This is a genomic window from Sphingobacterium sp. Lzh-3 (assembly GCF_046764375.1).
Classification (GTDB): Bacteria; Bacteroidota; Bacteroidia; order Sphingobacteriales; family Sphingobacteriaceae; genus Sphingobacterium.
In genome coordinates, this window is the sequence record NZ_CP177226.1 from 3,824,949 (window position 1) to 3,851,379 (window position 26,431).

Below are 26,431 nucleotides of genomic sequence, written 5' to 3' on the forward strand. Positions count from 1 at the left end.
TATTATTTCGTACGTTATCATCCCCAACCAAAGTTCCAGCAACCTGAAAACCAATTAGCATTAAATTATGAAAAATATTTTTGACAAAACAGTGAGTGATGAAGTGATAGCACGGATTCAAAATCTTAATCCAGATAGAAATTCGCAGTGGGCACACTGAATTGATGAATCCAAGTAGCCAACCGGATCGCCAGGCGTAGAAGTGCCCTGGCGATCCAGTTAAGGTTATCGCCACCAATGATAATAGTTATGCATGCCGTCGTATTCAAATCCACACCTCGGATAAAGACTATTACCGATAACATTTGTTTTCTCAGTCTCAAGCATCAGACCACAAGCTCCAGTCTCTTCACACCAGGCTTTACTACGATCGATAAGCCGAACCGAAAGACCTTTACTCCGATGATCAGGATGCACAAATAGATCACTCAACAACCACTGTCGCTGCAATTTAGTATAATGAAACAATTTATAAAGCTGAACAAAACCAACAGCTTGTTCGCCCTGAATTGCCAAAAAGATTTCTGACTCTCCGTACAAAAATCGCTCCCTCAAAAATTCTTTGGCTTTTTCCAAATCCGATTCCTGTCTGTAGAAAATTCGATAAAGATTGAATAACGCCGCTGCTTGATCAAGATCCTCAAGACTTGCCTTTCTAATGTTATAATTCATTTCATTAAATAGTTTGATTTATAGTGCAAATGTATCGCAACTCTTTCGTATCGACCTCATCCAGATCGCAGATGTGCAGTGGTCCAATCTTCGGTAACATGGATTTCGACGCGACCAATAAACAAGTTCATAATAATTTCAAAAACAGACTTCATGCCTTTATAACAATAGTTATCGAATTATAAATGCTTTTGAACGAATTGTAAGTCTTCTATACGGTCAATTTATAAGGCCCCTATATTTAGATATGAAAAGGAGAAAATTAGCAGCCACAGACAGTGAAACCTTTATAAATTATTACCTACCCAATTGGCGATCCATTATCATCGGTAGTATCTTGATTTTAATGGGGATATCTACATGTTTCATCGGTTATCATCCGAATGATTCATTTAAAGAGAATTTCAGTGCCATGGTACTTGACTTTAAAGACGTATTTCGCTTTTTAGTTTCATTATTTATGCTGTTACTCCACTTATCTTTTATTATCGGCGGCTTCCTTCTTCTAAAGAGCAACATGAAGGTCATCCGAGCCCGGACAGATAAAAAAGGATTGTATTTTAAACGGATTAAAAAGAAGACCGGGAGTATGTGGGCTTTAGCAGATTTGGATGCGCTGGTATTCGTGCCCTACATTCAAATCGTTAATATCCGTATTATTGAAAGCAATTGGTTGGGGCCTAGACTTGAGCTTGAGACTTTTCAAGGTAGAGAAATCCTTACCATGTTGAACGTATTAAGCCGAAAACAAAAAGAGCAAATTTGCCAAACCGTGAAAGAATATGGCATTTAATGGAGACGTGGTCTGCCCTCTCCCGTTTAAACAAGTAAAGCTTACTAAAATCAGAAAAAACTGATTCTAGTAAACTTTTACTTTGAATTACTTATTCCTATAATGTTATAATCAATCGTTGAGTAACAATTGATCAACATATTCTCTGATCTCTTGTGGTAACATAAGATAAACCGATGTTTTCAGGTTTTCTTTACTCGGTACCCCATCGATGAAAATATTCTTAAAACCTTCATTGAGCCATTTCCCCTCATCCTCTAGATATCCACGATATTTGCTGTCTAAATTTTCAATAACACTATTGTTGTTTCCCATGTTTTCCGTCATTTATTCTATGTAATCTGCATCTAAAATATTCGACAGGGGAACATCAACATTGGTGCCACACCTCCTCAAAATTTTAAAAATCATCCGTCGGAAGGCATATTTTAAGTTTTCTTAACATTTCCCTATTCTAGCAACGAAAAAACCATTACACATTAAATATCAATACATTACAAACAGACAAAAAATAATTTAATTTGCTTTAGTTGATATTATTCGCGATTTTTAATGGTGAATACCGTACTTTTGTATTTTAATGTTTATAACCCTATTATTTATGATATTAATAGCAGTCTTACTTCCTTGGTTATCGTTTTTCTTACGCGGTAAGATTCTAAGTGGCATTCTCTGTTTGATCCTACAGATGACTATACTGGGTTGGATACCCGCAGCCATTTGGGCGGTTGCATCTCGTGTTGACGGAAAAAACGAACAGCGCATACGTAAGATGGAACGTAATATGCGTAATTATCGATAAACCTTGGGCGCGAGCTTATTCGATTGAACAGTGATCAATTGGGTGCCAAAAAATGCTGTATTTGTCCTAGTGTAAAATCGATCAGTTGGTCATTTACATCGCCATTAAAATCAGCCATCATATAGTTCCCATGATTAGCCGGTAAAATAAGCAGTCGAGCATGAGGAATCTGCTGTTGCATGGCAGCTAGATGTGTCGTTTTTACAACATCTTGGTCTCCACCTATCAAAAATACCGGGCAGGTCAAAAGGCTTAAGGATTCCGTTTCGAAGTCTTTAAAGTTTATCATGCGCTGGCTATCTTTTTCATACATATTTCGAAATTTCTCTGGATCTGGGTTCAGCTTCATAAAATTTTCTTTGAGAAAAGGCGGTATATCGTTGATCGTTGAAGCTTCCATACTTTCAAAAAAACCATCTAAAAGCCCCTCTCTTTTGGTATTTCCCGATGCAGCAATCAGCTTTTCCACCTTGTCCGGATACATCGTCGCAAATTTCAAAAGTGTTGTCGCTCCATTGCTAAAACCGAAAAATGACGCTTTTTCGATAGAAAAGAAGTCAAGAACAGCCGAAATATCTTTCGCATCCTGCTCGAAGGTTTCGGGAGTGGTTCTGTGTTCGGATCTTCCATGATTTTGCAGGTCTATCACAATCAACTGGTACTGATCATGCAATCTTTTTACTGTCTCTTCAAAATCAGTGTAGCCAGAGGAACCTCCGCCATGAATCAATACTAAAGGCTTTCCTGTGCCGAATATTTCGTAGTAAAGTTTTATTCCATTTGCAGGTGCATAACCGCTTTTCGATTCTATTTCACGCATAATTTATCCTATAAAGTCTATATTTCTGTCAGTAGCAACACGCTTCTACAGCGATTTGTTTTCTATAAATTTTTTAAAACTTAACAAGACCCCATCGGTAAAAGACTGTTGTAGTTCCAAAGGTGTAAATGTATCAGGCTCGAAAGTTTCCCGGATAATCGTATTGTTATCAATAGCCTGAAATTCAACAACACAGGTTCTCCCTCCACTCATACTTCCAATGTATTCCATCAAAATAATCTCATCGTAAACGCCTACATAATCAAATCCCTCCCGGCTATTTTTTTGCTCCATTCTAAAATTAAACATCCCGCCTTCCCTAAAGTCAATATGAACAGCAGGACAGTGCCAATCGTCAAATGGAATATTCCATTGCATAATTGCATCAGCATCATTCCAGTATTTCCAAACATGGGCTAGTGGCTTTTCAACTAAAATAACCGAAACCAAATTTTTGACAGGACGATCTTTACGTTTCATACGATGTTTTTAAATGATAAGAATACTTTTGTCTATCTACACTGGCTTAAAATCATTCCGTTCAATATATTGAGATAAATGATTGCATCGAGCGGCACCACAATATTAATAAACTATACAGAAATTCGACTTGTCCTATGACAATATTGATTTAAGCTACACACATTTTTCTGCTATACAGCGGGGCTTCACTCTATATTTAAGAAAAGGACGAAAGCCTACCGTAATAAGTCGATTAATGAATAAACAGAAGACTATGGTATATTTATTGTATGAACATGAGAGAACATATAAAAAACCGATTCAAATGAGAAAATTAGCATTTATAGTCATGAGCCTTGTTACTTTTACAGCCTGTAACAATGCTCCCAAGAACAGCGAATCAAAAGAAACAACTGATCAAAGCAAGGAAGCAACTCCATCGATCGGCGGCAGCAAGGATGAGCACGGTTGTTTAGTCGCGGCGGGACAAACTTGGAGTGAGATCAAACAAGGATGTATCCAGGTCTTTAATGTTGGCTTACGCCTGAATCCAACGGAGAAAGAAGAAGGGAAAGCTGTCATTAGTGCCTTTGTTGTCCTTAGCGAGGATAAATCAAAGGTAGAATTATTTTTACCTGATGACAGTAAAAAAACCATTATCCTGGATAAAGTCGAAAACGACATTTACCAAAAGGATAACTATAAATATGATGCTAAAAAATCAGCTCTTTACGTGGATAATACGATTAAGTACACAGGTGATGTTGAGTAGCCTAGAAAGAAGATCTCGTTTTAATCCTATACTAGCAGAAGGGCTGCTGTAATAAATTTCTGAATGCGACAATAGTTATTCTGAATCCATTTCACTCGGAATAACTATTGTTCTATTCTATTATTTCAAGTGCACTATTGAACTATTGGCACAATTTGCACTACATATGGCCCTGAGTAATGATTCCCCACCATTTTATTCTCATTCACAGTAATATGATATTGGCCAACATCTTTAAATCTATAGGCAAGTTCTTTGCCAAAGGGGCCATCAGCCGAACCATTGGGCAGAAAAAGCTGACTAATTCGTACATTTGCTGTATCCCTGGGAGTTTTTATTTTGATAAGAACCGAATCCGCCTGATGGACTGAAATAAAAATAGTATCCGTTTTCCCTGATACCATATTCATTTCCTTAGATCTTCCACCACCAAAAAAAGTTACGTTAGAAGGTAATTCTTCTGCCTTGCGCTTAGATTCATTTGTACTGGATTGTGTTGGACTTTGGGGGAATTGACAAGCTCCGTAAAAAAAAACTATCAACACATTCATGATCAATAATCGTAATTTACCCATAACGTTTTACTTAAGATAACAAAAGCAATTAGATTACAGTTTTAGCCATTTTTCTTTTTCTATATATCCAACCGTTGAAATTGGATTCTTTACAACCCTACCGCTTTATCGGTTATCTTGCCCTATGAACGCCCTCCAGCATTTCAGTAATACACTGCATGAATAATTCATTGCCTTTCACGGGGTCGTAAATGAACCCATGGCCACCAGCCTTCAGTGTCCGAAGATGCCAAGCCGATGATTTTCGGCTAGCGTAGACAGCACTGACCTTCGCTATTGGATAGATTGTATCGTCAGCCGTGTGAAAAGAATATATTGGTCTATCGCTGTGTAACCGTTCCCAATCGATCGGCTCAATAACGAGTTCACAATCGGCAGATAATGTGAAGAAGGCACTAAATGGTGTATTACTTTGGGCGGCAAACCAATAAACGGCTGTACCACCATTAGACATTCCACCAAGGTAAATTTCTTTGCTATCCAGTGAATAGTTAAGTTTGACTTCTTCGGTAATTGCTAACACCTGTTGAAAGGCAGGACGTTGTCGTACCCAACCGTACGATTTTTTTCCAAAGGGATAAATTACAACAAATCCCAAACGATCTGCCAATTTAAAAATCGGCTCGTCCGCTACACTTGGGTCCGCGAACTGGAACTCAGTGACACTTGAGACGCCACCATGTAAGTAGACGATAGCTCTTACGTTGTTTTTATCTTTAAGCTTCGCAGGTAGATAGACCAAATAGGGTACAAGACTATCGCCCATTTGATTCCAATATAAAGCAAAACCTGATTTGACCACCTCACCTGCCCCCCTTGAACTATTGTGTTGAATCTTTTTTAACCACTCACGTTTAGCCTCAGCTTGTTGCTTTTTCAACTGAGCTACCTTTAATGATAGCCGATCCAATTGATTTTGATAGGCACTTTGTTGTTTTAAATTTTGAAATTCCTCGGCCGATGAAAAATACCGGTACTCATCATCAGTTATTCCAAGTCCCAGCTTAATTCCTTCCTCAAACCACGCTATTGCCAAGTCCACACTGTCTACATTAGCCGCTGCCACCATCGCATTCGCATAATCGTATTTACCCACCGAATCTTTCTGTATAAAAGCAGCTTTAAAATCGTTTAGAGCGGCCTGGTAACGCTTATCCTTCAAATTTTTCCCCGCACTTTCCATTAATAGTGAATAGGATGACATTTTAACCAAATGCATCTTCGCTTGTGGAATCTGAGACTGAGACCTCCCAATTGCAATTACGAAACAAAACACAAACACAAGGGAACCAGCCTTAATTAACGTACTCATCATCTGAAAGTCTTTATAAAATCTCAATTATAAAAATTAAATATCGAACCAAAGTAATCTAATTAGATCTCGAACACGAATTGTTCAAACGTCTTAAATATAGATGGCAATACGGACTTCTCTTAATCTATTTCGGTGAAACAAAGAAAATCATCGGTGAATAATCATCGGATGGGGATAAGCGAAGGCACACCCAGTTTCCTAATTCATAAAATTACATCGTCCACAAACTCCATTTTGATTTGATTGCATGTGGATTTAATTCTCGTATTTTTTGATAAAAAACATAGAAATTTCTATTCCAGAGGGAATAGTTATGCGTAAAACTGAAAATGGACTGTCCCTTACTATCCAATTGAACGACAACTTGCCAGATATAGTGATTATTAATTTGAGTCGATGTCCTACGAAGTTCAATAATATCCACTAACCTAAAGGATCTACCTGCCCCGTCTTTTCGAGCGACAGCATAAAAATAATTTTCATCAAAAAAATAATCTTCTTCACTTAACAGATTATCTTCTATACCAAATAGAAAGGGTCGTGACGACAGTTTTCTTAATTTATCTGTTTCAAAATGATCATTCATCTCATAGCTTTTTTTAACACCGTATAAATAATTTTCAGCTACATTTTTCTTATAGACTTCTGTCAACACGACAACGATCAACACACAACTGATAACCAAAACAATGCCTTTAGAATTCATTTATTTCGCAAAAAAAATTAACTGACACAAATCAGATAGAACATAGGAATTTCCCCTTCATCTTTCTCGATAGCATCCAATCCTTCGAGATAGCTATGGTCTCGGAGTTCTTTCTGAGCGATTTGTTGTTCCAATTGATAGCGCAAATCCAAAGCCGTAAAATGTAGTGGATGTGAAGGCCACATGAGATAACACTCAGACGGAATGATTACCATTCCACCATGCGACATTATTCCAGGGACTTCCTTTCTTTTCTTTAAGATATCCAATATACCTTTTCAAGTAAGATTTCCCAATTTTACTATTTAACCCAACATGATCTTCTCCTTCCATAAATTGATCGGAAAATAGCAACCAATCACTAAAATGCTTTTTCGCATATACTGACAACTTTTTGAGAACATCTAATGCCACAGGTTTTGATAGATATCCAACGTCCGTTGCGGATGTCGTAATATGACTTGCTACAGCAACAACAAAGGCATTTACCCCTACTTTGGAGATATCCCAAACGGCTGTATCGATCTTGCTGTTTTTTCCTTCCAATGCGGTCCCTGTCTTTTCTATTCCAAGTAATGTAAAATATGAACTCAACAATTCAAGACAGCTGTCTGTATCTATTATACCAAAATCTCTTTTTAACAATTTGATAAAATCACTTCTATATTGATCAATTTTGGGATAATTTCCAAATTGATATAAGTGAATCGGATAACTTCCATCATCTCCCGTACTTCCGAATACCGTAAACCAGTCCCCAAAAACAATGACTCTAAATGCAGCTCCTAATGCATTACCAAACTGTTCTTCATAAGGAATATCCAGAAGTATATTGTTATCATTTGCTAAACTCCCCGCCCTTTTTTCCTCTTCGGCTTTCAAAGTAAGTTCATCTTTGGCTTCATGCACACCTTCCTTTGCCGTATTCAATAATTCTCTTAAAAATTTAAACATAACGGTATTGATATTAACTACTTAAAAGAAATCTTACTTACTATATTTTTCCACAAGCGCATAATCATAAGGGATTCTCATGGACAAGTCGCGTGCTTGCCAAATATCTCCTTCAGACGCCTGGTAAAAATCATAGGCATTTTTCAGGAAATTTTCACCGTTTGGAGCCTCCACCCAACTTTTCTTCGCTCGATTGTAAAGTAAAATCATACAACTCACGCAACGATAATTACCTGCTGTTTTTGGGTTTTCAAAACAAGTTCCAACTTTAATATTAATCTTCAGATTGATTATCACATCGGTCAGTTTACGATTCGTGAGATGAATTAATGCGATTTGTGCATCCTCATGATCCGGTGGTAACTTCGCTATTACTAATTGTCCAAAATCTGACTTTCTAATTTTTTCGATTTCTAAAGCCCTAAATTCTGGCGATATGCGATTTGTATCAACCGGGTATAGATCATCTTCTACAGCTGCCACTTCAGTCGTCGTTACTTCGGTAGACCCAGCGGCAAGTAGCTGTTTATTGTGTTCATAATTTTCCCAATCTGCTGTATCGTAGGTAACCCACTGCTGTATCTTATAGAGCAAGGTTTCCCTCTTATTGACTTTGATAAAAAATGCTGCTATTAAAAATGAAACCAGCAAAATGGACAGGATAACGAAGACTCTTTTCAAACTAAAATTATTTAATGAAGTATTTAAATCTGTAAAATCGTGAAAACAAATTCCATGTTTTCATTTAATACCGTAAATCTGCACATAATTATTCAACCGGTAAATCTGGAACCCATATTAGGTCAAAACTTGGCGATATTTGTAGCTCAATAATCAATATTTGAAAACAGCAATACAATCGCTAATTTCGAAGACCTTTAATGATTCAATTAAATCCAACGTGTATGCATAAGCTGTTCGATCTCATATCACCTCGCATCTTTAAAAAGGAAATTTCTTTTAGGAGGAACGAATACATCAAAATGAATGGTTCGATTGATTCAAAAATTTATTTCATAAAAAAAGGCAGCATCAAAATTTCTATTTTTCAGGAAGATCATGAACAGATTATTCGCTTTGGATATGATGGAGATCTCATTGTAGCTATGGATTCTTTTATTCATGGTAGCTACTCGGATTATGCAATTCAGGCAATAAAGAAAACAGATATGCTAATCGCCGGGAAGGAAGATTTTATGAATTTTATCTATTCCACTTCAGAAAACACAAAATTATATATCACTATATTGGAACAGTTGGTGTTACAGCAGCTTGAAAGAGAACGAGATCTATTGCTGAAATCCCCAAAAAACAGGTATGAAAGACTCATTAAACGAAATTCTAGATTGTTTCAACTAATTCCGAATAAGTATATCGCCAATTATCTTAGAATGAGTCCCGAAACTTTATCAAGAATCAGTAAATCTTGAGTTAAATCAATTTTTTTCCAATTTATTTTCGAGTATTTTATCAAAAAAAAGATGAAATGTAAATCATTAGAACTACTTGATCAACTGGAAAAGCAGGTACATGAACAGATGTCATTTGTCAATTCCCTAGAAGCCCTTTCTCAGGAGACATTACATAAAAGACCTCATGAAGGGTCCTGGAATATCCTCGAATGCATACAGCACCTGAATCTGTACGGAAGTTTCTATTTACCTGAAATCACAAAAAGAATATCCGAAAGCAATCTTGGCTACAATGTTGATTTCAAAAGCGGTTTTTTAGGAAATTATTTTGCTAATTCTATTTTACCAAGTGATAAGAAAAAAAAGATGAAAACTTTTCGAAAAATGGATCCCAGAAATCTTATGCAGAGCACCGAACCGATTCCAGTTTTTTTAGAACAGCAAAATAGACTCCTTCATCTACTCGGTAAGGCAAGGTCGAAAGATCTAACCAAAATTCGTATTAGGCTATCTTTTAGCAGCTGGATACAGCTCCGTTTAGGAGATATATTTCGCTTTATTATTCATCATAATACCAGACACATTGTACAAATAAAGAATATCTTGTCGTTAACTACAACACATTAAAATAGGGACCTAAAGAATCCTACAGCATATACACCAAAAGCATTTGGGCTTACCGACAAATAATATTGACTAACCGAGGCAACCCCCATATTGACCGAATAATCGTACCATGATACAGATTATGTATTTATTTTAGACAGCATCAGATAACCAATAAAATAAAAAAAATGCATAGAATTTTAGGAATATGGATCGTCTTCTTGATTTGCTTTACTCAAAATAGTTTTGGACAAGTAAAAGATTCAAACTATTTTCTCGAAAAAGATAATACTAAGGTACCTCCGCAGGCCAACATTTTACCGCTACAAAATTTCAACTTCCACGTCAAACCCTATCAGGCTTTAGGAACCAAAGTAGTCGTAGACTCATTATCGGTCGGAGCAGATAATTATATTATTTACACATTTAGCGTAACCAAATCTCCTCATGACAAGGAATATTATTCTTTCTGCAATATTGTCGTTAAATTAACCCCGCAGGAATCTATGATGACTTTAGCTCAAACGAATAAAATTTACGCTGGAAATGTCTCAAGAAACCACCCCGACTATTTTGGCCAGGGCACCTTAATACGGGATGATTATCGTATTGATTTTATCGCATTTACGCAAGAAAACCATGATATTAGCGTAATTAACACTAAAATCTACAACCTTTCAAAAGGTAGAACCATATTGTTGGAACATGATACTTTCCACCAATTTATGCTCAATGATTATCAATTTTCGGACATTGGACTACAATCAACCGATGGCCTCAAAGAACATATTGCAGCGCTAATAAATAAACGGTAAATGCAAAAATTCATCCTTTCATTTGAGCTTTAAAATAAATATGAAAACCTGGACGATCATGCTATTCTTTGTTTCCATTATGGTCATACAAACGTATGCACAGGAGATGACCAATATTAAAGGTATACGAACATTCTATTGGGTAAAGGGGTTGGAAAAAAGAAAAGCCAACGAGCCAATCGTCATCTTTGAAAGTGGCATCGGCATGAGCGGAAACAATTTTTTAAAGAATATGCCGATTTACAGCTGCTAAAAAATGTCCCTGTTACCGTTTTCATCGCCTACAATCGACCTATCGAGCGGTATGAAAAAGAAATGAACAGTAAATTGGGAATAAATGATAGATTTTGGTTTGATGCCTATGATCAGCTTCGAATCAAACATTATGCAAATCTAATCAAACAAAACAACAATTGTGAACTGATTCTTTTACCAGGATACAGCCATGGGATACACCAACAAGACCCTGATAAAGTCGGTGTAAGCATAAATAGCCTCTTTAAAAGAATAACCCACTAAATCATGTCGATTAAAATAATATCATAGGAGATATCTTTAACCGTTCAAAAAAAAGCCAAAATTAGTGATTAGAAAAAAAATTTAAGTACCTCCAACACGGCTGCAGCTATATTCAAAAAATGTTTCATACAATTGAAAACACAACAATCAAGCCAGCATCATCACTTAGCATCAATGAGTGCTAAAACTTTTTCAATAGGTCGACCAATTACTGCTGCACCGTCCTTTACAACGATAGGGCGCTCAATCAAGATCGGATACGCCAGCATCACATCGATCCATTGCTCATCTGTCAAGTAAAGATTTTGGAATTTTTCCTGAAAGACCGATTCACCTTTTCGGATAAGTTCCAAAGGTTTTAAAGCAAGTTGACCCAATAATTCAATCAATTGGTTTCTCGTCGGAACATCATTTAAATACTCCTGTACTTCTATATCCACAGCATGATGCTGTAGCAACTCCAATGCATTACAACTCTTACTACAATTTTTATTATGATAAATTTTAATCATGGTCGCAATATGTAAAGGATATCCTTGTAATAAAAAATCAATTATTGGATACCCTCAAAAATAGTAACAAAATCACAAACGATTCAAATAAAAGTGCGTTATATAAAAAACGGGATTGCATTTTTGAGAAACTGATCCATTGATGACGTAGGATTGTTTCTCTTTTTTTAATTTAGTAGTATGAAATCAGCCGAAAGTGTAACAGATTTTTACAAACGACAACCAGGTTTAACTCATCTGGATTTGCCATTAAATAATACGGGAATTGGGCATTTCAATGTTTTTAGCAGAGAATCTTGTACCGTTGTATCTCCATATAATCGTCGTGATTTTTATAAAACCTCCCTTATCATAGGCCGTGGAAAACTATATTACGCAGATAAGTGGATACAAATCGATAGACCTGCCATGTTATTTGCGAACCCGGTTGTTCCATATGCTTGGGAACCCGAATCCTCAGAACAATCCGGATGGTATTGTGTATTTACAGAGGAATTTATACAGCATAGTGAACGGATAGAAAGTCTAAAAGACTCTCCCCTGTTCAAAATAGGCAGCAACCCGATTTATTTTCCAGATGAAACACAATTAGCAGAAATTTCAACCATCTTCCAAAAGATGATGGTTGAAATGAACTCGAGCTATATCCATAAAGACGATATGTTGCGAAGTTATCTACATCTTCTCATTCATGAAACGATGAAATCAAGTCCAGCAGCGAGTTTTGGATCTTATACCAATGCATCAACCAGGGTATCAGGACTATTTCTTGAGCTATTAGAAAGACAATTTCCAATCAATACCCTTCAGCTTAGCCTGCAGTTGAAAAGCCCCGCAGATTATGCGCATGCGCTTTCGGTTCATATCAATCACCTCAACAGGTCGGTAAAAGAAACAACAGGCAAAACCACCAGTGCACATATTGCTAACCGAGTGGCCCAAGAAGCCAAAGCTTTGTTGTTGCATACCAATTGGAATGTATCGGATATTGCCTACAGTCTAGGATTTGAATATCCATCCTATTTTACCAATTTCTTCAAAAAGCAAACCGGGATGTCTCCAAACCAAGTCCGAAGCAGTACTGTTTGAATTGTATAACAATCTGTTTGATTGTCTTAACTCGCTTCGTTTGTTCCATATGTATTTTTGTATTGAACAAAATGTAATCATTATGAAATATAGAAATCTTGGAACAACAAATGAAAAACTCTCTGCGATTGGGTTAGGTTGTATGGGAATGAGCTTTGCTTACGGACCTACGGACGAAAAAGAGAGTATTGCGACATTGGAACGAGCATTGGACCTCGGCATTAATTTTTGGGATACCGCGGATATGTACGGCAACGGTGCCAATGAGGAACTTATTTCAAAGGTGCTTGTTCCCAACCGTGACAAAGTTTTTATTGCAACAAAATTTGGGTTTCGCTTTAAAGATGAAATAGCAGGTCCAAGTGGTACGGCAAACACCTATTTTGATGGCTCGCCCGAATGGATAAAACTAGCGGTGGAAAAAAGTTTAAAACGCCTTAGAATCGATACGATAGACCTTTATTATGCACACCGCGTAGATCCCAATATTCCGATCGAAGAGACCGTAGGCGCTATGGCAGAATTGGTTAAAGAAGGAAAAGTAAGGTATTTGGGCTTAAGCGAAGCATCTCCCGCCTCAATCATTAAAGCAAATGCGGTACACCCTATAACTGCCTTACAGAGTGAGTATTCGCTCCTTACACGTGATGTAGAAAAAGAAATCTTACAGACCGTACGGCAATTGGGGATAAGTTTAATTCCCTACGCGCCTCTAGCGCGTGGATTATTTTCCAATTCTTTAAATTTAGACGATCTTGCTTCGGACGACTTTAGAAGAACCCTCCCTCGTAATCAAGGTGAACATGCATTGAACAATGCACATTTAGTCGCCGACTTCTCCCTACTGGCAAAAGATAAAAACTGTAGTCCTATACAACTCGCTTTAGCGTGGGTGCTGGCACAGGGAAATGACATCATTCCTATTCCTGGAACTAAAAAAAGAAAATACCTGGAGGAAAATGTTGGTGCCCTTGATGTACAATTATCGAATGATGATTTAAAAAAAATAGATGAAATACTTCATAAATACCCCAATATCGGAGCACGATACAGTGAAGGTGCTATGGCTTTAGTCAACCATTAATCCATTTTTGAGATTATGAGTGGCTTGCCGCCGCCACTTATAATCTCTAATATTGTTCTCTTCTCATCCGTCCTTGTTACGCTGTCATGATGTGCTGTATGAACAGAGACGAACACCAAGTCCTGTTCCACTTTTTTTGAACGGAAAAACAGGCAAATGACGCCCAAATATTTAATCCGGACATTTAAGCTCGTAAATAGGCGAACCTCAGTATAAGTATAGTCACTGGTATTGTGTAACAAATTTGCAAAGGAACACGAAATTGTCGCCGAAAGTTCACATTAAAAATTATTTTAGAGGATATTTATTAATTGGGCATACTTGATTCACAAGGGAATCTAATCAAATAAAACCCTACTAAAGAAACACTTATACAAATTAAACAATGATAAACTTAAACCTTTTCAAAAAAATCATCTTATCGGTCTTTATGGGCTGTGTTTTACTGTCCTGTCAAAATGAAAAAAGCAGTCCGAATACATTAACGGAAGAAGAGCAAAGTAATGGCTGGCAACTCTTATTTGATGGTACCACACTCAACAATTGGCATACCTACAATAATAGTAAAAATGCTCCTACAGCCTGGGTTGTAAAAAATGGGACTATTTACTGTGATCCAAACAGTGAAAGCCAAAAATATGACTTGGTATCGGACAAAGAGTATAAAAATTATGAGTTTAAGTTTGAATGGAAGCTCGAAAAAGAGGGAAATAGCGGTGTTTTTGTCAATGTACAGGAAAGACCGGATATCAATGCGACCTACCATTCTGGACCAGAATACCAACTATTGGCAGATTCTCATCCTGATTTTGATAAACCTCTAAAGCGTTCAGGTTGTCTTTATACATTTCTACCGCAGCAAAACTTTGTCAATATTAAAGCACAGGATGATTGGAATGAATCGAGTATTATTCAAAAAGACGGAAAGGTAACGTTCTACCTGAATGGTAAAATCACCGCTGAAATGGATTTTAATTCAGACAAATGGAAAGATTTGGTAAAACATAGTAATTTCAAAGACTATCCAGAGTTTGGTAAACATATCAGTGGGAAACTAGCACTACAGGATTGGTCGAGAGGTGTTTCATTTAGAAACCTAAAAATAAAGTCCTTGTAACAAAAAAGATCCTTAGCTTGCGCTAAGGATCTTTTTTGTTACAAGGACTTTAACTCTTATGATCTCAGCCCGGTCGTCTGGCTTTAACCCTCCTATTATCTTCCTGTCCCGCTTTCATTCCCCGCCTTTCATCCACTGTCTTTCATCCGCTGTCTTTCATCCACTGTCTTTGCCAATGAAATCCGTCAGGAATTAAACTATCCCATCGCTAGACATTTAGTCCTTGATAAAAGTGTCTGTACCTTGATTTGAAAAAAACATCTTATACAGCCCAAAAACTCCACAAGACTTTAGCAGGCTAAAAGAATTTAAAATCAAAATACGATATAAAAAAGAAATAAAATACTATATAAAATAACTTGTAGCGAATTAAATTTTAAAAACGTTACCTAAAGTAAGTCACATAAAATCCTGACTTAACTATATTAATGAAGAAAATTATATTCATCGTCCTAGTCTCCTTGATTTCGTTGGCAGGATATGGGCAAGAAAACATGCAAAAAAAATCAGCAATTCGAGTGGGTTATGGACTTGTTCCGGTCCAAGAGATCGGCACAATGCTCGGCGAGGGAATATTTATGGGTTTACTCGGACGAGAAGTAGAACATTCCAGCGGAACTGGCACATTTACTGCCGGGTATTCACGTAATTTAGACAAAAGACTGTCTATAGGCATCGACGGATTTTATGGTAAAAATACGGTTTCTTACAAAGATGATCTTGGGGATTCAAAATGGAATGTTTTTGGGGGACTTTTGAATATGCAATATAGCTATTTGAATAAAACTAAACTTAAACTATATGGAAAAGGAGGTTTGGGCTATGCAAAATTTAACAATAGACAAAAAGAAGATAGAGCGAGCTTCGGTGCGCTATCCTATCAATTTACGCCGATAGCCATTCGTTACGGTAATAAAATAGGTATCTATGGCGAATTTGGTTTCGGCTACCTCGGGATTGCAAATGTCGGGATATCCTTCAAATTGTAAACTATTCAATCTTGGTGCTTCAATAACAGTTAAAACAATACAAATAAAAATCATTATGTTAGAACTTACAATATCAGTACTTGCTGTAGCACTCGCTGCAAGCAGTTGTTCAACAACATTAAATACGAAAAAAATGAGTACGAATACAATTGGTCTTTCCGTAAAAATTCAATCAACAAATGCTATTGCAGTTAAAAATCCAACGGGCAAGATTCGTCTGTATGCAGTTTCGGCCCAGATAGCAGATGTACCAGCTACAATGATTCTGGAAAAGAGTTTTACAGCGAACCAAATACCTTTTGATCTCAAACTCGATTTACCTAAAAATCACCTTAAGCGCATCCAGCCTAAAGTCAGTGACGCTGAGCCCATAAAATACTACGTAACATTAGATTGGGATTCCAACGGAGACGGTGAAAAGGGAAAAGGAGATATTGCGATTGACTTCAACAAAAAGTTTCCTACCGTGATCCTTGGACAAGAAAATGAAATTTTTGTGGTAGAATCCAAATAATAAAAAAGTGTCCCAAGAGGTATTCGTCAGAGACGAGATAGCTCTTGGGAAATAACACATCAATTAGCAGTAAACTACCGCCAGTCAATTCTTGTATCTATCCAAAAACAATCTCTATTCCGCCGAAATAAGTCGTCCGGTCTTTGGTGATTGTAGATAAGTTCTTCCAAGGCGTTAAAATTATAGCGAAACATGTCTTCATCTTTTGATTGAATGGGGCGCAGAATTGAATCTTCATCATCGATAAAAATGTCGGATTCAAAAATATTGATTCGATGTGTATTCACCCATGCAATAGCCATCTCCTTACTCATGCGCTCCAATGCTTTGGTCGCTTCCTGAAATTGTTTCATTTCCCAGGGAAGATCTTCGGGATAATGTGAGGCAATATAATCTTGATAAGCTTTTATATCACCTTCACGGAGACATTCGTTGCGAAGCAACAGCCTTGTTGTATCCCGAGCAAAGCTAATATACTCCGGTCGCATAAATAGGCCGTACCTTTTACTATACAATTCTATTTTTTCAGCTAGTTCTTGCCTCATAATTTAATTGCGCAGCAAAAATCATCCCAACATACTCACTTCTAAGGAGTTTAGACTAAAAAAAATAGATTTTATATATTTTTAACAATCCAATTGAAGAAAATTGAGCGCACATTCTATTTTTTTATGTACACTGAGATAAATAACATTTCCTGTATTTTTAAAAAATCTTTAAGCCAATAATTCCTGCGACGATTAATGTTGCAGACAGGAGTCTAAATACATTGGCCGAATCTCCGAAAAAAAAGATTCCGACCATTAATGTGCCCACTGCCCCTAAACCTGTCCATAGGGCATATGCTGTACCTATAGGAATAGTTTTTTGAGCATAAAATAATAATCCGCCACTAATGCTCATAGAGACAATAGCGAATAGAATCCAACCAAATTTATTGGAATCTGGCTGTTGAGCCATTTTTAATCCGAGCGGCCAGCCAATTTCAAAAATGCCAGCAATAACCAATGCAATCCAATTCATTTTCAATAGTTTAAATTTCTAAAGCAAAGATAATCGCTATATAAGGGGCATTTTTTGACTTATATCAAAATCGTATACTTATCGTCGTATCCGGCTAAGCGTTTCCTGTGTAATTCCTAAATATGATGCAATATGGCCAAGATTAATTCTATTTAACAAGTTGGGCTGTAAGCGGATGAGAGATTGATATCGTTCTACTGCAGATTCGGTATGCAGGGACATAATCCGTTCTTCAAGAATAATACAAACCTCCTCAGCAATCTTTCGGCCTATAAGATTTAGTTCAGGATAAATCCGATACAATTCATTCAAATCGTCCACAGAAATTGCATAGATCTCGGAGTCTTCCAAAAACTGAATATTTTCAAAAGAGGGCTTTTCAGTATAAACGGGCAAAATCGATCCAAAAATCTGGTTTTCCTCACCAAACCAACTGTTCATTTCACGTCCATTTTTAAAGAAATAAGCACGAATCAGTCCTGTACGCAAAACAAAATAGCTTGATAAATGCTGCCCCTCCCTCAAAAAATGCTCACCCTTTTTCTTAAAAAAATAACGAGTCCTATTTTCTACCGCTTTCTCAATTGTTTCATTGAGATAGCCATATTTTTTAAATTGTTCAATTAGGGGATTCATACTATTTTAGATTAAAATCATTCATAGTTTATCGAATTATCTGCTGGATTATACTTTAGAAGTTCTGTATATGCATCGCCTTCAATTCCCAATAGCTGACAAAATGCAGGCTCAGTTTTTACCCCGCTCCTTTTGAGCTGTCTGACCTGCTCAGCGAATTCTTCACCCCTCAATTGAATGATTTCATGCTCTTTAAGCATATGTAAATATCCATTATGAATTTCAGTTGCTTTATCCGTTGCATAAATTTCAAAAAGCTGCTCTTCAATCGAGAAGCTGCACACGATTACACGACCGCCAGCCCGCTGTAACCGAAAATGTGCATGCTGCGAAAAATTAAGAGACAACTTTTCTTCAAGCGCATCAAAATCATCTACACAAAGAATAATGTCTACATCACTCCCATCAACATCTATCTGAATCGGTATCGTACCAACCACAATCGGACTGTAGTCCTCAAGACGGTTAATAATCTGATAATCCATCAGTAACCGATAGGCTTTTTTCTGCACTTCATTTCCACTATTCAAATAGTCTATATTTCTAAAATTTATGGTCATAAGCAAATTGATAATTCGATCGCATAAAATAGGTCTGAATATACTAAACAACAAAAGAAAATGGTAACTATATCCTATAAAAAAGGATAAGTCTCGTATCTTTATTTGCAACACATCATTCATATGCAGGAGATCCAACATTTCTATCTGAACCAGAAAGAACCAAATAAAAGCTGTCTTTTAGCATTAAGACATATTATCCTTCAACAGGATGCGGATGTGAGTGAAACCATAAAGTACGGCATGCCTTGCTTTTGCTATAGAAAAAAAGCATTCTGTTACCTATGGACCGACAAACGGACTACATTTCCGTACCTACTGATGGTTGAAGGTAAACATTTGGACCAGGTACAGCTGGAAGCAGGTCAGTGTCTTCGGATGAAAACATTGCCTATTGATCCACAGGAAGATCTTCCGATAAATACGATCGGAGATATTTTAATTGCGCCGAATAGTCTATGCAGAAACCTACTATCACGAAGCAAAAAGATAGGTTTAACGAAACCTAGATCTAAATACATTAAATTTTTACACTAAACTATCTACCTAAAACGGAAATAGCATACTCCAATTGTATATCAATATTGTCTGTAATTTTTTCACTACTAAAAGGGATTGACACATCGGGAGGAAACCCTACACCTTCGAATATGCGCCCATCAATATATTTGAACGCTGCCGAAGAAGTATAAACAGTTAAATAGCCCGGCACTTTAAATGTTCCCGCTTGAAACAGATTAGTTGCTCCAATAGGTCCAGTAGCGCCCCAGCTGGTCTCTCCAATTATCTTTACATTAGGCAAAAGACGGAGAGACAACATTATTAATTCAGCGGTGGAAACTGTGAATCTATCTGCGAGTATAATGATCGGAAGTAATTTACGTTTTTCTTTTTTTCCAGCAGGTATGACAGCTTTAATCCAAGGACTATAATCAAGCATTCCATTACTCCTCTTATATTTGCTAAAACCGATAGTTAATTCAGACTGAACAAAATGATTTAAAAAAAATTTTAAATCAGCCAAATCTCCCCCAAAGTTGTATCGTAAGTCAATAATCAGCCCCTTATATTGATTCAAATAGATCCTTTCGAAGAACTTGTCTAAAATAAGTTTGACATTTCCTTCTGAGTTTGAGTAAAAGGATCTTTCTAAGGAAAATTGATTACAGTGAAAATATATAATGTTTTTATCAATAGTTGCTAATACAACCTCTTGTGATTGATTATTGATCTTTGTTAATTCGTCTATACCCTGTAAATAATCTGCATCAAAATACTTTTTATCTAATGTTGAATAGTCAAATGGCAATCTAAAATCGCTTGCCTTTGCCTTTTTATCTGAAGCTGGAAATATAATTGCTCCTCCAAGAATACTATCTTCGAACACAATTTGGAAATGAGAATCTATCAATCCTTTAGTTATTTCTCTAAAATAATCTGCAGATAGAGATATATCATCTGCGTGGTTTATATTTAGATTTCGAAATAGTGGTTTATATTTATTATAAGCCATATTCCAATTTGTGGTATCAATATCCCAATAGATATAATGCGTCCTCATTCCACACCAAAAAGCTTCAAAAATTTCGTCAAAATTTCTTGGTTGTTTTACTATATTAGGATTATCATTATATTCGGAAGTCTTGCATCCAATTAAGCTTATTAAAAATAAGAAACAGTTAGAAATTTTCATTTAATATTTATAAAACATTTTACACCGAGAGAAGTTACTAATGTCTTATTGACTTTTCTTTTTTGATTTAATAAGATTCCTCTTTCTTGCCCTGTCAGAGATCCCAAATAATCAACACCTAATTTTATAATTATATTTCTACACACAAAAAATCCAATACCAGTACCAAGTACCGTTCCAAATTCGCTCCTCTTGTCTCTCATCATATTAAACTGATATTCGTCTTGATAATTCACTAAACGATAGTATTCAATTTGATCTTCATTTTTCGATACGTCTATACTAAAAATATCTGGGACAACACCCATGACATAACCATTCATCCAATATCCAATATATGCTCCTCCCGATAATAAAAAATAATATTTGTTTCCCAAGGGAATGTCAAACTGCATTTTTAATGGTAATATAAAATAATTATTGTTAAATTTAGTCGTATATTCATACGGCTCACCACTAACTAAAGAGTATTTTTTTTGAGCATAAATTAAAGACAACGAAATTGAAATTTTTTCTTTTAAATACATTTCAGCATCGATACTATACGCAAAACCGTGTCCTGGAGCAACCTTCTTTATAAAATATTTGTTAAAATTATTAATCATATAATTTCTAGTATATCCTGAGCTTAAACCCAAAAATATTTGCGATTTTGATGATGTTGCTACTAGAGTACCTAAAAAAATCAATAAAATATTTCTGGGTTTGCACATGAAATCTGAATAGAGAATATAACAGAATAACTAACTTTTTATATCTACAAGCCCTGAGATGGTAAAAATGTTTTTACTAAAGTAGCTTTAGCCCCCCCATTATTTGGCACCACGTCAAATGATACTCGGACGTATATAGGCGGTGGATATCCAGCTTTACCTAACCCACTCATAACATCGGCCCAATAACTAAATTTAGCTGGGTTGCTCGCAGATGGGTTACGATAAACTATATACCGCTGTTTTCCAACTTCTTCAACTCCACCTTGTCCTATACCAAATACATTCGTATAAAATTGATCACTATGTACTAATAAGTCAGTATTAATGTTTTTGATTGTAGCACCTGTGGAAGTAGAGTTAATTATTGCAGGATTCCAAGTTATATTAACAGCATCTGAATCAAACCAAACTTTTGCATCTGAATACGTTTCCATGCCCATACTTCCACTTCTTGGATCCTCTGATTCTATAGTTACAAAGTTTTGATTGATTCTAACTGTAGGTTTACTATTTACATTAAACACTCCGAGCACTTGATTATATTTTGGAGAGGCGCCATCACCAGTTTGACTATTATATTGTCCCGGCAATTTTAATTTCAGATCTTAGATAGTTCCATTGTTGACCATTGTACCGTCCAACTTAATATCTGTATTTAGAGTCAAATTTAGCGAAGTTCCTCCATTAGATCCTCCAAGAATAGCATTCAAAAATCCTTTAACAACTCCAGAAGCAGCATTGTTAATTGCGTTAGTATATGGACGACTTCCAATAAGGCCGTCAAAAGCCTCAACAAAATTAATCCCTCCAGTAAATGTTGTTACACCACCTATTAGTAAAGCCCCGAAGTTAATTCCTCCGCTTGGCGTCCCAGGAATAGACTTAACGGTACCAGTCTGCGTACCGTTAATGGTAACACCTGTTACATTACTCCATTGGGATGTAAATTGTAAACCGTATCCTGGGAAAGATTTTGCTTGCTGACTTATTGTTGGATCATAGGCCATCTCATATTGAAACACTAACCAAGTACCTCCAGCGGAAGAAATTTGTTGATTTAAAACTTGTTGAAACTTCGGAAGATTATATGTCGGGTCAATTTTCTCTTGTGTATTAAAGTTCAACATTGGAGAAGTTGCGCCTGCTCCATAAATCCCCAAACCATGAACAACATGAGAGGTTGCAATCGTACTAGCTGGTTGCCACACGTAGAATCTTAAAAGTCCTCTATATACATTATACAATGAAAAAAAGTATGTATAATTTACATCATTTAGCACAATAGAAGGAGAGAAAGTATTATAAACAAGCTTCCATCCATCAGCTTTCTTATAATCACCAACCAAATTTGGGTCAATCGCTGTAGTACCGGAATTCCAGGGTAACGGTAATGGATTTGTACCACTGCTTGGCTTATAAGGCACATAGGTACTTGCCTCCCAATCGAAATCGTAAGCTGAAATTGGACCGGCTTTAGTTTTGTTATTCGTCGAAACAATTTGTGTATTCGACTTTTCTTTTTTACAACTAACACATCCAAATAAAGCTAAACAAAAATAAACTTACAGTAAGCATTATAATTTTTCATAATTTCAACATTTAAGATTATATCATAAAATAAATAATATTTAAACGAAAAATAAAGGAGATTATATTAATAAAATATTAAATTTAAGTAAACAAACTTTATATTAATTTATACATAAACTTTTTATAAAGTAAAAACAATCTCAAAAAAGCACATCTTTCCTATTAAAAAATATTATTTTCATATAAAAAAGAATTCAAAGGTGGTTTCTTTGCAAATATCGGTTATACCTATACGGATTCAAGATCGGTGAACGATGGAGGATCTATTGCACAGTCGATGTGGCGTGATCGTTATGTTTCGGGCAATCCAAATAGTGCTGATCTTTCTTATTCGACTTATCTGGTTAAAAATAGATTTATTGCCAACTTCTCTTACCGTAAAGAATACCTGGATCATTTAGGAACGACATTCTCCTTATTTTATCAACTGCAGGATGGGCCTCGTTACTCCTATACCTATGGCGGTGACCTGAATTATGATGGTTTGTCGGGCAATGACTTGATTTATATCCCGAATAGTAAAGCTGAAATTGCTCTTGTTGGCGACAATGCGCAAGACACTCGGACAGCTGATCAACTATGGTCTCAATTGAACGGATACATTAATCAGGACAATTACCTCAATGCACACAGAGGCCGATACGCGAAACGTAACGCATTGGTAGGAAAAATGATCGGAACACTGGATATTCGTATCGCGCAAGATGTGTTTTTAAATACCAGCGGAAAGAAACATCAATTGCAGATTACTTTTGATGTATTTAATTTTGGTAATATGATTAACAAAAGCTGGGGAGTTGCCCAATTTGCCAACAAAGCAAACGGTATCTTAAATTACAAAGGATTGAATGCGCAGGGACAACCGACATTCTCATTCCCTTATTTAGATGCAACAAATCAGATTCCTTTAACCAACACTTTCTCGAACAGTGTGGATGAAACTTCACGCTGGAGAATTCAGCTGGGTGTACGTTACCGATTCAACCAATAAACAAAAAATAGTGTAAATTTGAACCCATCCTATAACAAAGGATGGGTTTTTAGTTTAATAATCATGAAAAAACTAGCGCTTTCCATTTTTACATTTCTTGTGACCATGGCCTGTCAGGCACAGCATTTTGACCTTGTCCCGCTGGGCATATATGGTGGCGAACAAGAAGACAATCTTTCTGCTTATTTAGTAGGAACTCCAAAAGACACGGCCTTCCTCTGCCTCGATGCCGGAACTATAAATACAGGTATCAGAAAAGCCATTGCATTGAAAAGTCTACATGGGTCGGTCGAAACAATTTTACATAACCAAATAAAGGGATATTTTATTTCCCATGGACATCTCGATCATTTATCGGGTCTTATTATTAATTCTCCTGCCGATAGCAAAAAGAACATTTTTGCTATTGATCCCGTCCTTCAAATTCTACAAAATCATTATTTTATAACGGATACCTGGATCAATTTTGGGGATCAGGGCCAAAAACCCATACTAGGAAAGTATCATTACAACAGTTTACAAGAGGGGCTGGAAACGCAAGTACCAAATACGACATTATCTTTGACGGCATACGAGCTTAGCCATGTAAATCCATATAAAAGTAGTGCTGCTCTCGTCCACTACGACAACCACTATCTTCTTTACCTTGGTGATACCGGTGCCGATCGGGTGGAAAAATCCGATCAACTAGATAAGCTCTGGAATAACATTGCCCCACTGATCAAAAACAAACAATTAAACAGTATATTGATTGAAGTCTCCTTTCCAAATAATCAACCGGAAAATTTACTCTTTGGTCACCTAACCCCCAATTTGTTGCTAGAAGAACTGCTAAAGCTCAAAGAAAAAACGGGACTGAAAAACTTGGAAGGGCTCAGCATTGTGGTCACACACCGAAAACCAACTGGTAAAAACCCTGAAATCATTAAAAACGAATTGCTCAAGAATAATCCACTTAAAGTAAATTATATTTTCCCCGAACAGGGCAAAAAGATAAGTTTAAACTAATGTAAAAACGATGAAACCGATAGTGGTTTCATCGTTTTTTACTTAGAACTCTTCAATTATATCTGCAATTGTCAAGCGTGATTTTGCGGTAATGGCAGGCTGATTTGCATCCTCCACATGTCGATAGCCAATAGCAACTGCAAACAGCGTCTGATAGCCATCGAGTTCCAGTATTTCATCGTAGACGGAATTTTCAATTCCTTCCATTGGAGTTGCGTCAATATGATTTGCAGCACAGGCTGCAAGAAAAAATCCCAAAGAGAGATACACCTGTTGCTTCATCCAGGATTGAACATGGACCTCCCCTTTCGACCGCAAAAATTGCTTATAGTAATTAATCGATCCCTCTGGAAGCGTCTTTGCGATTTGCTCTTCAAAGCGATCTACATCGGTAAGTGCACTAAAGACAACCAGATGGCTTGCCTCATTTATCTTCTGTGCGTTCCAATACGATGCCGCAGCGAGTTTTTGTTTCATGTCCCCAGAAGAAACAAAGAAAAACTTCCATGGCTGGCTATTGATGGAAGATGGACTCAATCGGATTATTTCCTTTAATTCAGCGATTTTCTCCTCCGGAATTAGCGCTTCTGAATTATACTTTTTCGTTGTGTAACGTTGCTTTGCAGTTTCTAAAAAAGCCATAACATACAAGATTAAATTAACTATATTTTTTATAGTTGCAAACTTAAATATAGTGTTATATATTTGCAATAACGGTCAAACTTGATAGTAACAGATGTATTTGATAGACAACAAACAATATCCATGCAGTACCAGCCTGACTATGAAATACATAGGCGGCAAGTGGAAGGCAGTAATTTTGATTCATTTAATTGAAAAAAAACGCTATAATGAGCTGAGAAAAGAATGCGCCTTAATTACAGAGCGTACATTAAGCTTACAATTAAAGGAACTTGAGGCTGATGGTTTAGTAAAACGTACAGTACATACCGACAAAGCTCCTTTGAAAGTAGATTACGAACTGACAGAATTCGGAAAAACACTTATTCCACTACTCGAGTCGATCGCTGAGTGGGGAAGAGAAACGGCAGGTCGGACCGAACGGATTCAACAAATGTAACTTCAGCAACTTTCGATCACTCAAATCAGCTATAATGAATGAGCATCTAAAAAAAATCAATGCTTTAATTGACGGTTTTGATGCGGAAACAAACTCAGCATTACAGGCCATTTCCAAAACCAAAAAATACAAAAAGGGCGAATTTCTTTTATATCAAGGTGAGGTCTGCAAGTCTAGCTTTTGGATAGAGGAAGGTATTACGAGGAAATACTATATGAATGAGAAAAAAGAAGTAACGACTGAGCTACTTTTTAAACATGATCTCGCAGTCGCCTTTAGCAGTTATGTTTCGAATCAGCCTAGCAGGGAGTTTATTCAGGCAATTACAGACGTTACTGTCTCGTGTATGGATAAACACGCTTTTCAGTATCTCAAAATAAATCATCCTCAACTCATTCAACTCGATCTTTTAATGACAGAATACTATACAATGTGGTTAGAAAAGCGTCTATTTGAATTTCACACCCTCAGCGCCATGGAAAAGTATAAGCTACTCCTTAAGGAACAGCCAGATTTCATACGCCATATACCGCTTACCTATATAGCTTCTTATCTGGGAATTTCCCTGGAAACATTAAGCAGGGTCCGTACAAAAATCTAATTAT

Annotated in this window: 37 protein-coding genes; 17 read left to right on the top strand and 20 right to left on the bottom strand. The window is 36.5% G+C overall.

Translation table 11 applies throughout. The features are described 5' to 3' along the window. Window positions 1-225: 225 nt before the first annotated feature. Window positions 226-672, bottom strand: a complete 447-nt coding sequence (locus tag ACLCDV_RS16125) for a GNAT family N-acetyltransferase (RefSeq protein ID WP_333574815.1) — start codon at window positions 670-672, stop codon at window positions 226-228. Between the two features lie 247 nt (window positions 673-919). Between ACLCDV_RS16125 and ACLCDV_RS16130 the strand changes: the two genes are divergently transcribed. Continuing rightward, window positions 920-1,465 carry a hypothetical protein gene (locus ACLCDV_RS16130; protein WP_317665827.1) on the top strand — a complete coding sequence of 182 codons (546 nt, stop codon included), beginning with the start codon at window positions 920-922 and terminating at the stop codon, window positions 1,463-1,465. Window positions 1,466-1,576: 111 nt separating this feature from the next. Here ACLCDV_RS16130 and ACLCDV_RS16135 read toward each other — a convergent pair whose 3' ends face one another. Beyond that, window positions 1,577-1,780 (bottom strand): hypothetical protein, encoded by a 204-nt coding sequence (locus ACLCDV_RS16135; protein WP_317665825.1) that lies wholly within the window; start codon window positions 1,778-1,780, stop codon window positions 1,577-1,579. 286 nt (window positions 1,781-2,066) lie between these two features. Between ACLCDV_RS16135 and ACLCDV_RS16140 the strand changes: the two genes are divergently transcribed. After that, on the top strand, window positions 2,067-2,267 hold the full coding sequence (locus ACLCDV_RS16140; RefSeq protein WP_075994862.1) for a YqaE/Pmp3 family membrane protein: 201 nt from the start codon (window positions 2,067-2,069) through the stop codon (window positions 2,265-2,267). Between the two features lie 34 nt (window positions 2,268-2,301). On the opposite strand, the gene ACLCDV_RS16145 is transcribed toward ACLCDV_RS16140, so the two are convergent. Then, the gene (locus ACLCDV_RS16145) at window positions 2,302-3,087 is read right to left on the bottom strand and encodes an alpha/beta hydrolase (protein ID WP_333574814.1); all 786 of its coding nucleotides are present in this window, start codon (window positions 3,085-3,087) and stop codon (window positions 2,302-2,304) included. Window positions 3,088-3,132: 45 nt separating this feature from the next. Beyond that, a complete protein-coding gene (locus ACLCDV_RS16150) occupies window positions 3,133-3,567 on the bottom strand; it encodes an SRPBCC domain-containing protein (RefSeq protein ID WP_411971648.1) in 435 nt (144 codons plus the stop codon). Window positions 3,568-3,874: 307 nt separating this feature from the next. Here ACLCDV_RS16150 and ACLCDV_RS16155 point away from each other — a divergent pair, with 307 nt between their 5' ends. Then, complete coding sequence (locus ACLCDV_RS16155) at window positions 3,875-4,321, top strand: hypothetical protein (RefSeq protein WP_333574812.1); 447 nt, start codon at window positions 3,875-3,877, stop codon at window positions 4,319-4,321. Window positions 4,322-4,455: 134 nt separating this feature from the next. On the opposite strand, the gene ACLCDV_RS16160 is transcribed toward ACLCDV_RS16155, so the two are convergent. The 6 genes from ACLCDV_RS16160 to ACLCDV_RS16185 form a co-directional block, all read right to left on the bottom strand. Continuing rightward, window positions 4,456-4,896, bottom strand: a complete 441-nt coding sequence (locus ACLCDV_RS16160) for a hypothetical protein (protein WP_333574810.1) — start codon at window positions 4,894-4,896, stop codon at window positions 4,456-4,458. Between the two features lie 112 nt (window positions 4,897-5,008). Further along, entirely contained in the window at window positions 5,009-6,211 is a 1,203-nt protein-coding gene (locus ACLCDV_RS16165; RefSeq protein ID WP_411971649.1) for a hypothetical protein, read from the bottom strand. Between the two features lie 211 nt (window positions 6,212-6,422). Then, window positions 6,423-6,917 carry a hypothetical protein gene (locus ACLCDV_RS16170; RefSeq protein ID WP_411971650.1) on the bottom strand — a complete coding sequence of 165 codons (495 nt, stop codon included), beginning with the start codon at window positions 6,915-6,917 and terminating at the stop codon, window positions 6,423-6,425. A gap of 17 nt (window positions 6,918-6,934) precedes the next feature. Continuing rightward, window positions 6,935-7,102: a hypothetical protein gene (locus tag ACLCDV_RS16175; RefSeq protein ID WP_333574807.1), complete on the bottom strand. Its 168-nt coding sequence runs from the start codon at window positions 7,100-7,102 to the stop codon at window positions 6,935-6,937. 10 nt (window positions 7,103-7,112) lie between these two features. Continuing rightward, window positions 7,113-7,871: a DUF1266 domain-containing protein gene (locus ACLCDV_RS16180; protein WP_411971651.1), complete on the bottom strand. Its 759-nt coding sequence runs from the start codon at window positions 7,869-7,871 to the stop codon at window positions 7,113-7,115. Window positions 7,872-7,904: 33 nt separating this feature from the next. After that, window positions 7,905-8,552 (bottom strand): hypothetical protein, encoded by a 648-nt coding sequence (locus ACLCDV_RS16185; RefSeq protein ID WP_411971652.1) that lies wholly within the window; start codon window positions 8,550-8,552, stop codon window positions 7,905-7,907. Between the two features lie 224 nt (window positions 8,553-8,776). Between ACLCDV_RS16185 and ACLCDV_RS16190 the strand changes: the two genes are divergently transcribed. The 4 genes from ACLCDV_RS16190 (at window position 8,777) to ACLCDV_RS16205 (ending at window position 10,957) form a co-directional block, all read left to right on the top strand. Then, on the top strand, window positions 8,777-9,301 hold the full coding sequence (locus ACLCDV_RS16190; protein ID WP_411971653.1) for a Crp/Fnr family transcriptional regulator: 525 nt from the start codon (window positions 8,777-8,779) through the stop codon (window positions 9,299-9,301). 51 nt (window positions 9,302-9,352) lie between these two features. Next, window positions 9,353-9,910 carry a DinB family protein gene (locus tag ACLCDV_RS16195; RefSeq protein WP_411971654.1) on the top strand — a complete coding sequence of 186 codons (558 nt, stop codon included), beginning with the start codon at window positions 9,353-9,355 and terminating at the stop codon, window positions 9,908-9,910. A gap of 167 nt (window positions 9,911-10,077) precedes the next feature. After that, window positions 10,078-10,704, top strand: a complete 627-nt coding sequence (locus ACLCDV_RS16200; RefSeq protein WP_411971655.1) for a hypothetical protein — start codon at window positions 10,078-10,080, stop codon at window positions 10,702-10,704. A gap of 40 nt (window positions 10,705-10,744) precedes the next feature. Continuing rightward, complete coding sequence (locus ACLCDV_RS16205; protein ID WP_411971656.1) at window positions 10,745-10,957, top strand: hypothetical protein; 213 nt, start codon at window positions 10,745-10,747, stop codon at window positions 10,955-10,957. 427 nt (window positions 10,958-11,384) lie between these two features. Here ACLCDV_RS16205 and arsC read toward each other — a convergent pair whose 3' ends face one another. Further along, a complete protein-coding gene (gene arsC, locus ACLCDV_RS16210) occupies window positions 11,385-11,735 on the bottom strand; it encodes an arsenate reductase (glutaredoxin) (RefSeq protein ID WP_317665801.1) in 351 nt (116 codons plus the stop codon). Window positions 11,736-11,915: 180 nt separating this feature from the next. On the opposite strand from arsC, the gene ACLCDV_RS16215 reads away from it, so the two are divergent. From ACLCDV_RS16215 to ACLCDV_RS16235, 5 genes are all read left to right on the top strand, one after another. Further along, complete coding sequence (locus ACLCDV_RS16215) at window positions 11,916-12,824, top strand: helix-turn-helix transcriptional regulator (protein ID WP_317665799.1); 909 nt, start codon at window positions 11,916-11,918, stop codon at window positions 12,822-12,824. Between the two features lie 82 nt (window positions 12,825-12,906). Then, window positions 12,907-13,908 carry an aldo/keto reductase gene (locus ACLCDV_RS16220; protein WP_411971657.1) on the top strand — a complete coding sequence of 334 codons (1,002 nt, stop codon included), beginning with the start codon at window positions 12,907-12,909 and terminating at the stop codon, window positions 13,906-13,908. A 385-nt stretch (window positions 13,909-14,293) separates the two neighbouring features. Further along, entirely contained in the window at window positions 14,294-15,025 is a 732-nt protein-coding gene (locus tag ACLCDV_RS16225; protein WP_411971658.1) for a DUF1080 domain-containing protein, read from the top strand. 428 nt (window positions 15,026-15,453) lie between these two features. Continuing rightward, window positions 15,454-16,014, top strand: coding sequence for a hypothetical protein (locus ACLCDV_RS16230; protein ID WP_411971659.1), 561 nt, complete (start codon window positions 15,454-15,456; stop codon window positions 16,012-16,014). Between the two features lie 133 nt (window positions 16,015-16,147). Beyond that, window positions 16,148-16,528: a hypothetical protein gene (locus ACLCDV_RS16235; protein WP_317665791.1), complete on the top strand. Its 381-nt coding sequence runs from the start codon at window positions 16,148-16,150 to the stop codon at window positions 16,526-16,528. Window positions 16,529-16,602: 74 nt separating this feature from the next. Here ACLCDV_RS16235 and ACLCDV_RS16240 read toward each other — a convergent pair whose 3' ends face one another. The 4 genes from ACLCDV_RS16240 to ACLCDV_RS16255 form a co-directional block, all read right to left on the bottom strand. Continuing rightward, window positions 16,603-17,073 (bottom strand): hypothetical protein, encoded by a 471-nt coding sequence (locus tag ACLCDV_RS16240; RefSeq protein WP_317665789.1) that lies wholly within the window; start codon window positions 17,071-17,073, stop codon window positions 16,603-16,605. A 160-nt stretch (window positions 17,074-17,233) separates the two neighbouring features. Further along, window positions 17,234-17,551: a DMT family transporter gene (locus tag ACLCDV_RS16245; RefSeq protein ID WP_411971660.1), complete on the bottom strand. Its 318-nt coding sequence runs from the start codon at window positions 17,549-17,551 to the stop codon at window positions 17,234-17,236. Between the two features lie 78 nt (window positions 17,552-17,629). After that, the gene (locus ACLCDV_RS16250; RefSeq protein ID WP_317665786.1) at window positions 17,630-18,187 is read right to left on the bottom strand and encodes a Crp/Fnr family transcriptional regulator; all 558 of its coding nucleotides are present in this window, start codon (window positions 18,185-18,187) and stop codon (window positions 17,630-17,632) included. Between the two features lie 17 nt (window positions 18,188-18,204). Further along, a complete protein-coding gene (locus ACLCDV_RS16255) occupies window positions 18,205-18,747 on the bottom strand; it encodes a DUF4269 domain-containing protein (protein ID WP_411971661.1) in 543 nt (180 codons plus the stop codon). Between the two features lie 123 nt (window positions 18,748-18,870). Here ACLCDV_RS16255 and ACLCDV_RS16260 point away from each other — a divergent pair, with 123 nt between their 5' ends. Next, window positions 18,871-19,284 (top strand): DUF1801 domain-containing protein, encoded by a 414-nt coding sequence (locus ACLCDV_RS16260; protein WP_411971662.1) that lies wholly within the window; start codon window positions 18,871-18,873, stop codon window positions 19,282-19,284. 1 nt (window position 19,285) lies between these two features. Here ACLCDV_RS16260 and ACLCDV_RS16265 read toward each other — a convergent pair whose 3' ends face one another. Genes ACLCDV_RS16265 through ACLCDV_RS16280 form a run of 4 tightly spaced genes read right to left on the bottom strand, consistent with a single transcriptional unit; the run spans window position 19,286 to window position 22,580 of the window. Then, entirely contained in the window at window positions 19,286-20,440 is a 1,155-nt protein-coding gene (locus ACLCDV_RS16265) for a S41 family peptidase (RefSeq protein WP_411971663.1), read from the bottom strand. Further along, window positions 20,437-21,153 (bottom strand): outer membrane beta-barrel protein, encoded by a 717-nt coding sequence (locus tag ACLCDV_RS16270; protein WP_317665782.1) that lies wholly within the window; start codon window positions 21,151-21,153, stop codon window positions 20,437-20,439. The genes ACLCDV_RS16265 and ACLCDV_RS16270 overlap by 4 nt, the downstream gene beginning before the upstream one ends. Window positions 21,154-21,197: 44 nt before the next feature. Beyond that, window positions 21,198-21,746, bottom strand: coding sequence for a hypothetical protein (locus ACLCDV_RS16275; RefSeq protein WP_411971664.1), 549 nt, complete (start codon window positions 21,744-21,746; stop codon window positions 21,198-21,200). Between the two features lie 15 nt (window positions 21,747-21,761). Beyond that, a complete protein-coding gene (locus tag ACLCDV_RS16280; protein WP_411971665.1) occupies window positions 21,762-22,580 on the bottom strand; it encodes a hypothetical protein in 819 nt (272 codons plus the stop codon). Between the two features lie 413 nt (window positions 22,581-22,993). Here ACLCDV_RS16280 and ACLCDV_RS16285 point away from each other — a divergent pair, with 413 nt between their 5' ends. Together ACLCDV_RS16285 and ACLCDV_RS16290 are read left to right on the top strand one after the other, a co-directional pair. Continuing rightward, entirely contained in the window at window positions 22,994-23,737 is a 744-nt protein-coding gene (locus ACLCDV_RS16285) for a hypothetical protein (RefSeq protein ID WP_411971666.1), read from the top strand. A 63-nt stretch (window positions 23,738-23,800) separates the two neighbouring features. Then, window positions 23,801-24,745, top strand: a complete 945-nt coding sequence (locus tag ACLCDV_RS16290; protein WP_411971667.1) for an MBL fold metallo-hydrolase — start codon at window positions 23,801-23,803, stop codon at window positions 24,743-24,745. 42 nt (window positions 24,746-24,787) lie between these two features. Here the strand turns inward: ACLCDV_RS16290 and ACLCDV_RS16295 are convergent, their stop codons facing one another. Beyond that, window positions 24,788-25,387: a nitroreductase family protein gene (locus ACLCDV_RS16295; protein WP_411971668.1), complete on the bottom strand. Its 600-nt coding sequence runs from the start codon at window positions 25,385-25,387 to the stop codon at window positions 24,788-24,790. A gap of 142 nt (window positions 25,388-25,529) precedes the next feature. On the opposite strand from ACLCDV_RS16295, the gene ACLCDV_RS16300 reads away from it, so the two are divergent. Both ACLCDV_RS16300 and ACLCDV_RS16305 read left to right on the top strand, forming a co-directional pair. Beyond that, window positions 25,530-25,826, top strand: a complete 297-nt coding sequence (locus tag ACLCDV_RS16300; RefSeq protein ID WP_333574782.1) for a winged helix-turn-helix transcriptional regulator — start codon at window positions 25,530-25,532, stop codon at window positions 25,824-25,826. A 34-nt stretch (window positions 25,827-25,860) separates the two neighbouring features. Next, window positions 25,861-26,427: a Crp/Fnr family transcriptional regulator gene (locus ACLCDV_RS16305; protein WP_317665771.1), complete on the top strand. Its 567-nt coding sequence runs from the start codon at window positions 25,861-25,863 to the stop codon at window positions 26,425-26,427. The last annotated feature ends 4 nt before the right edge of the window (window positions 26,428-26,431 follow it).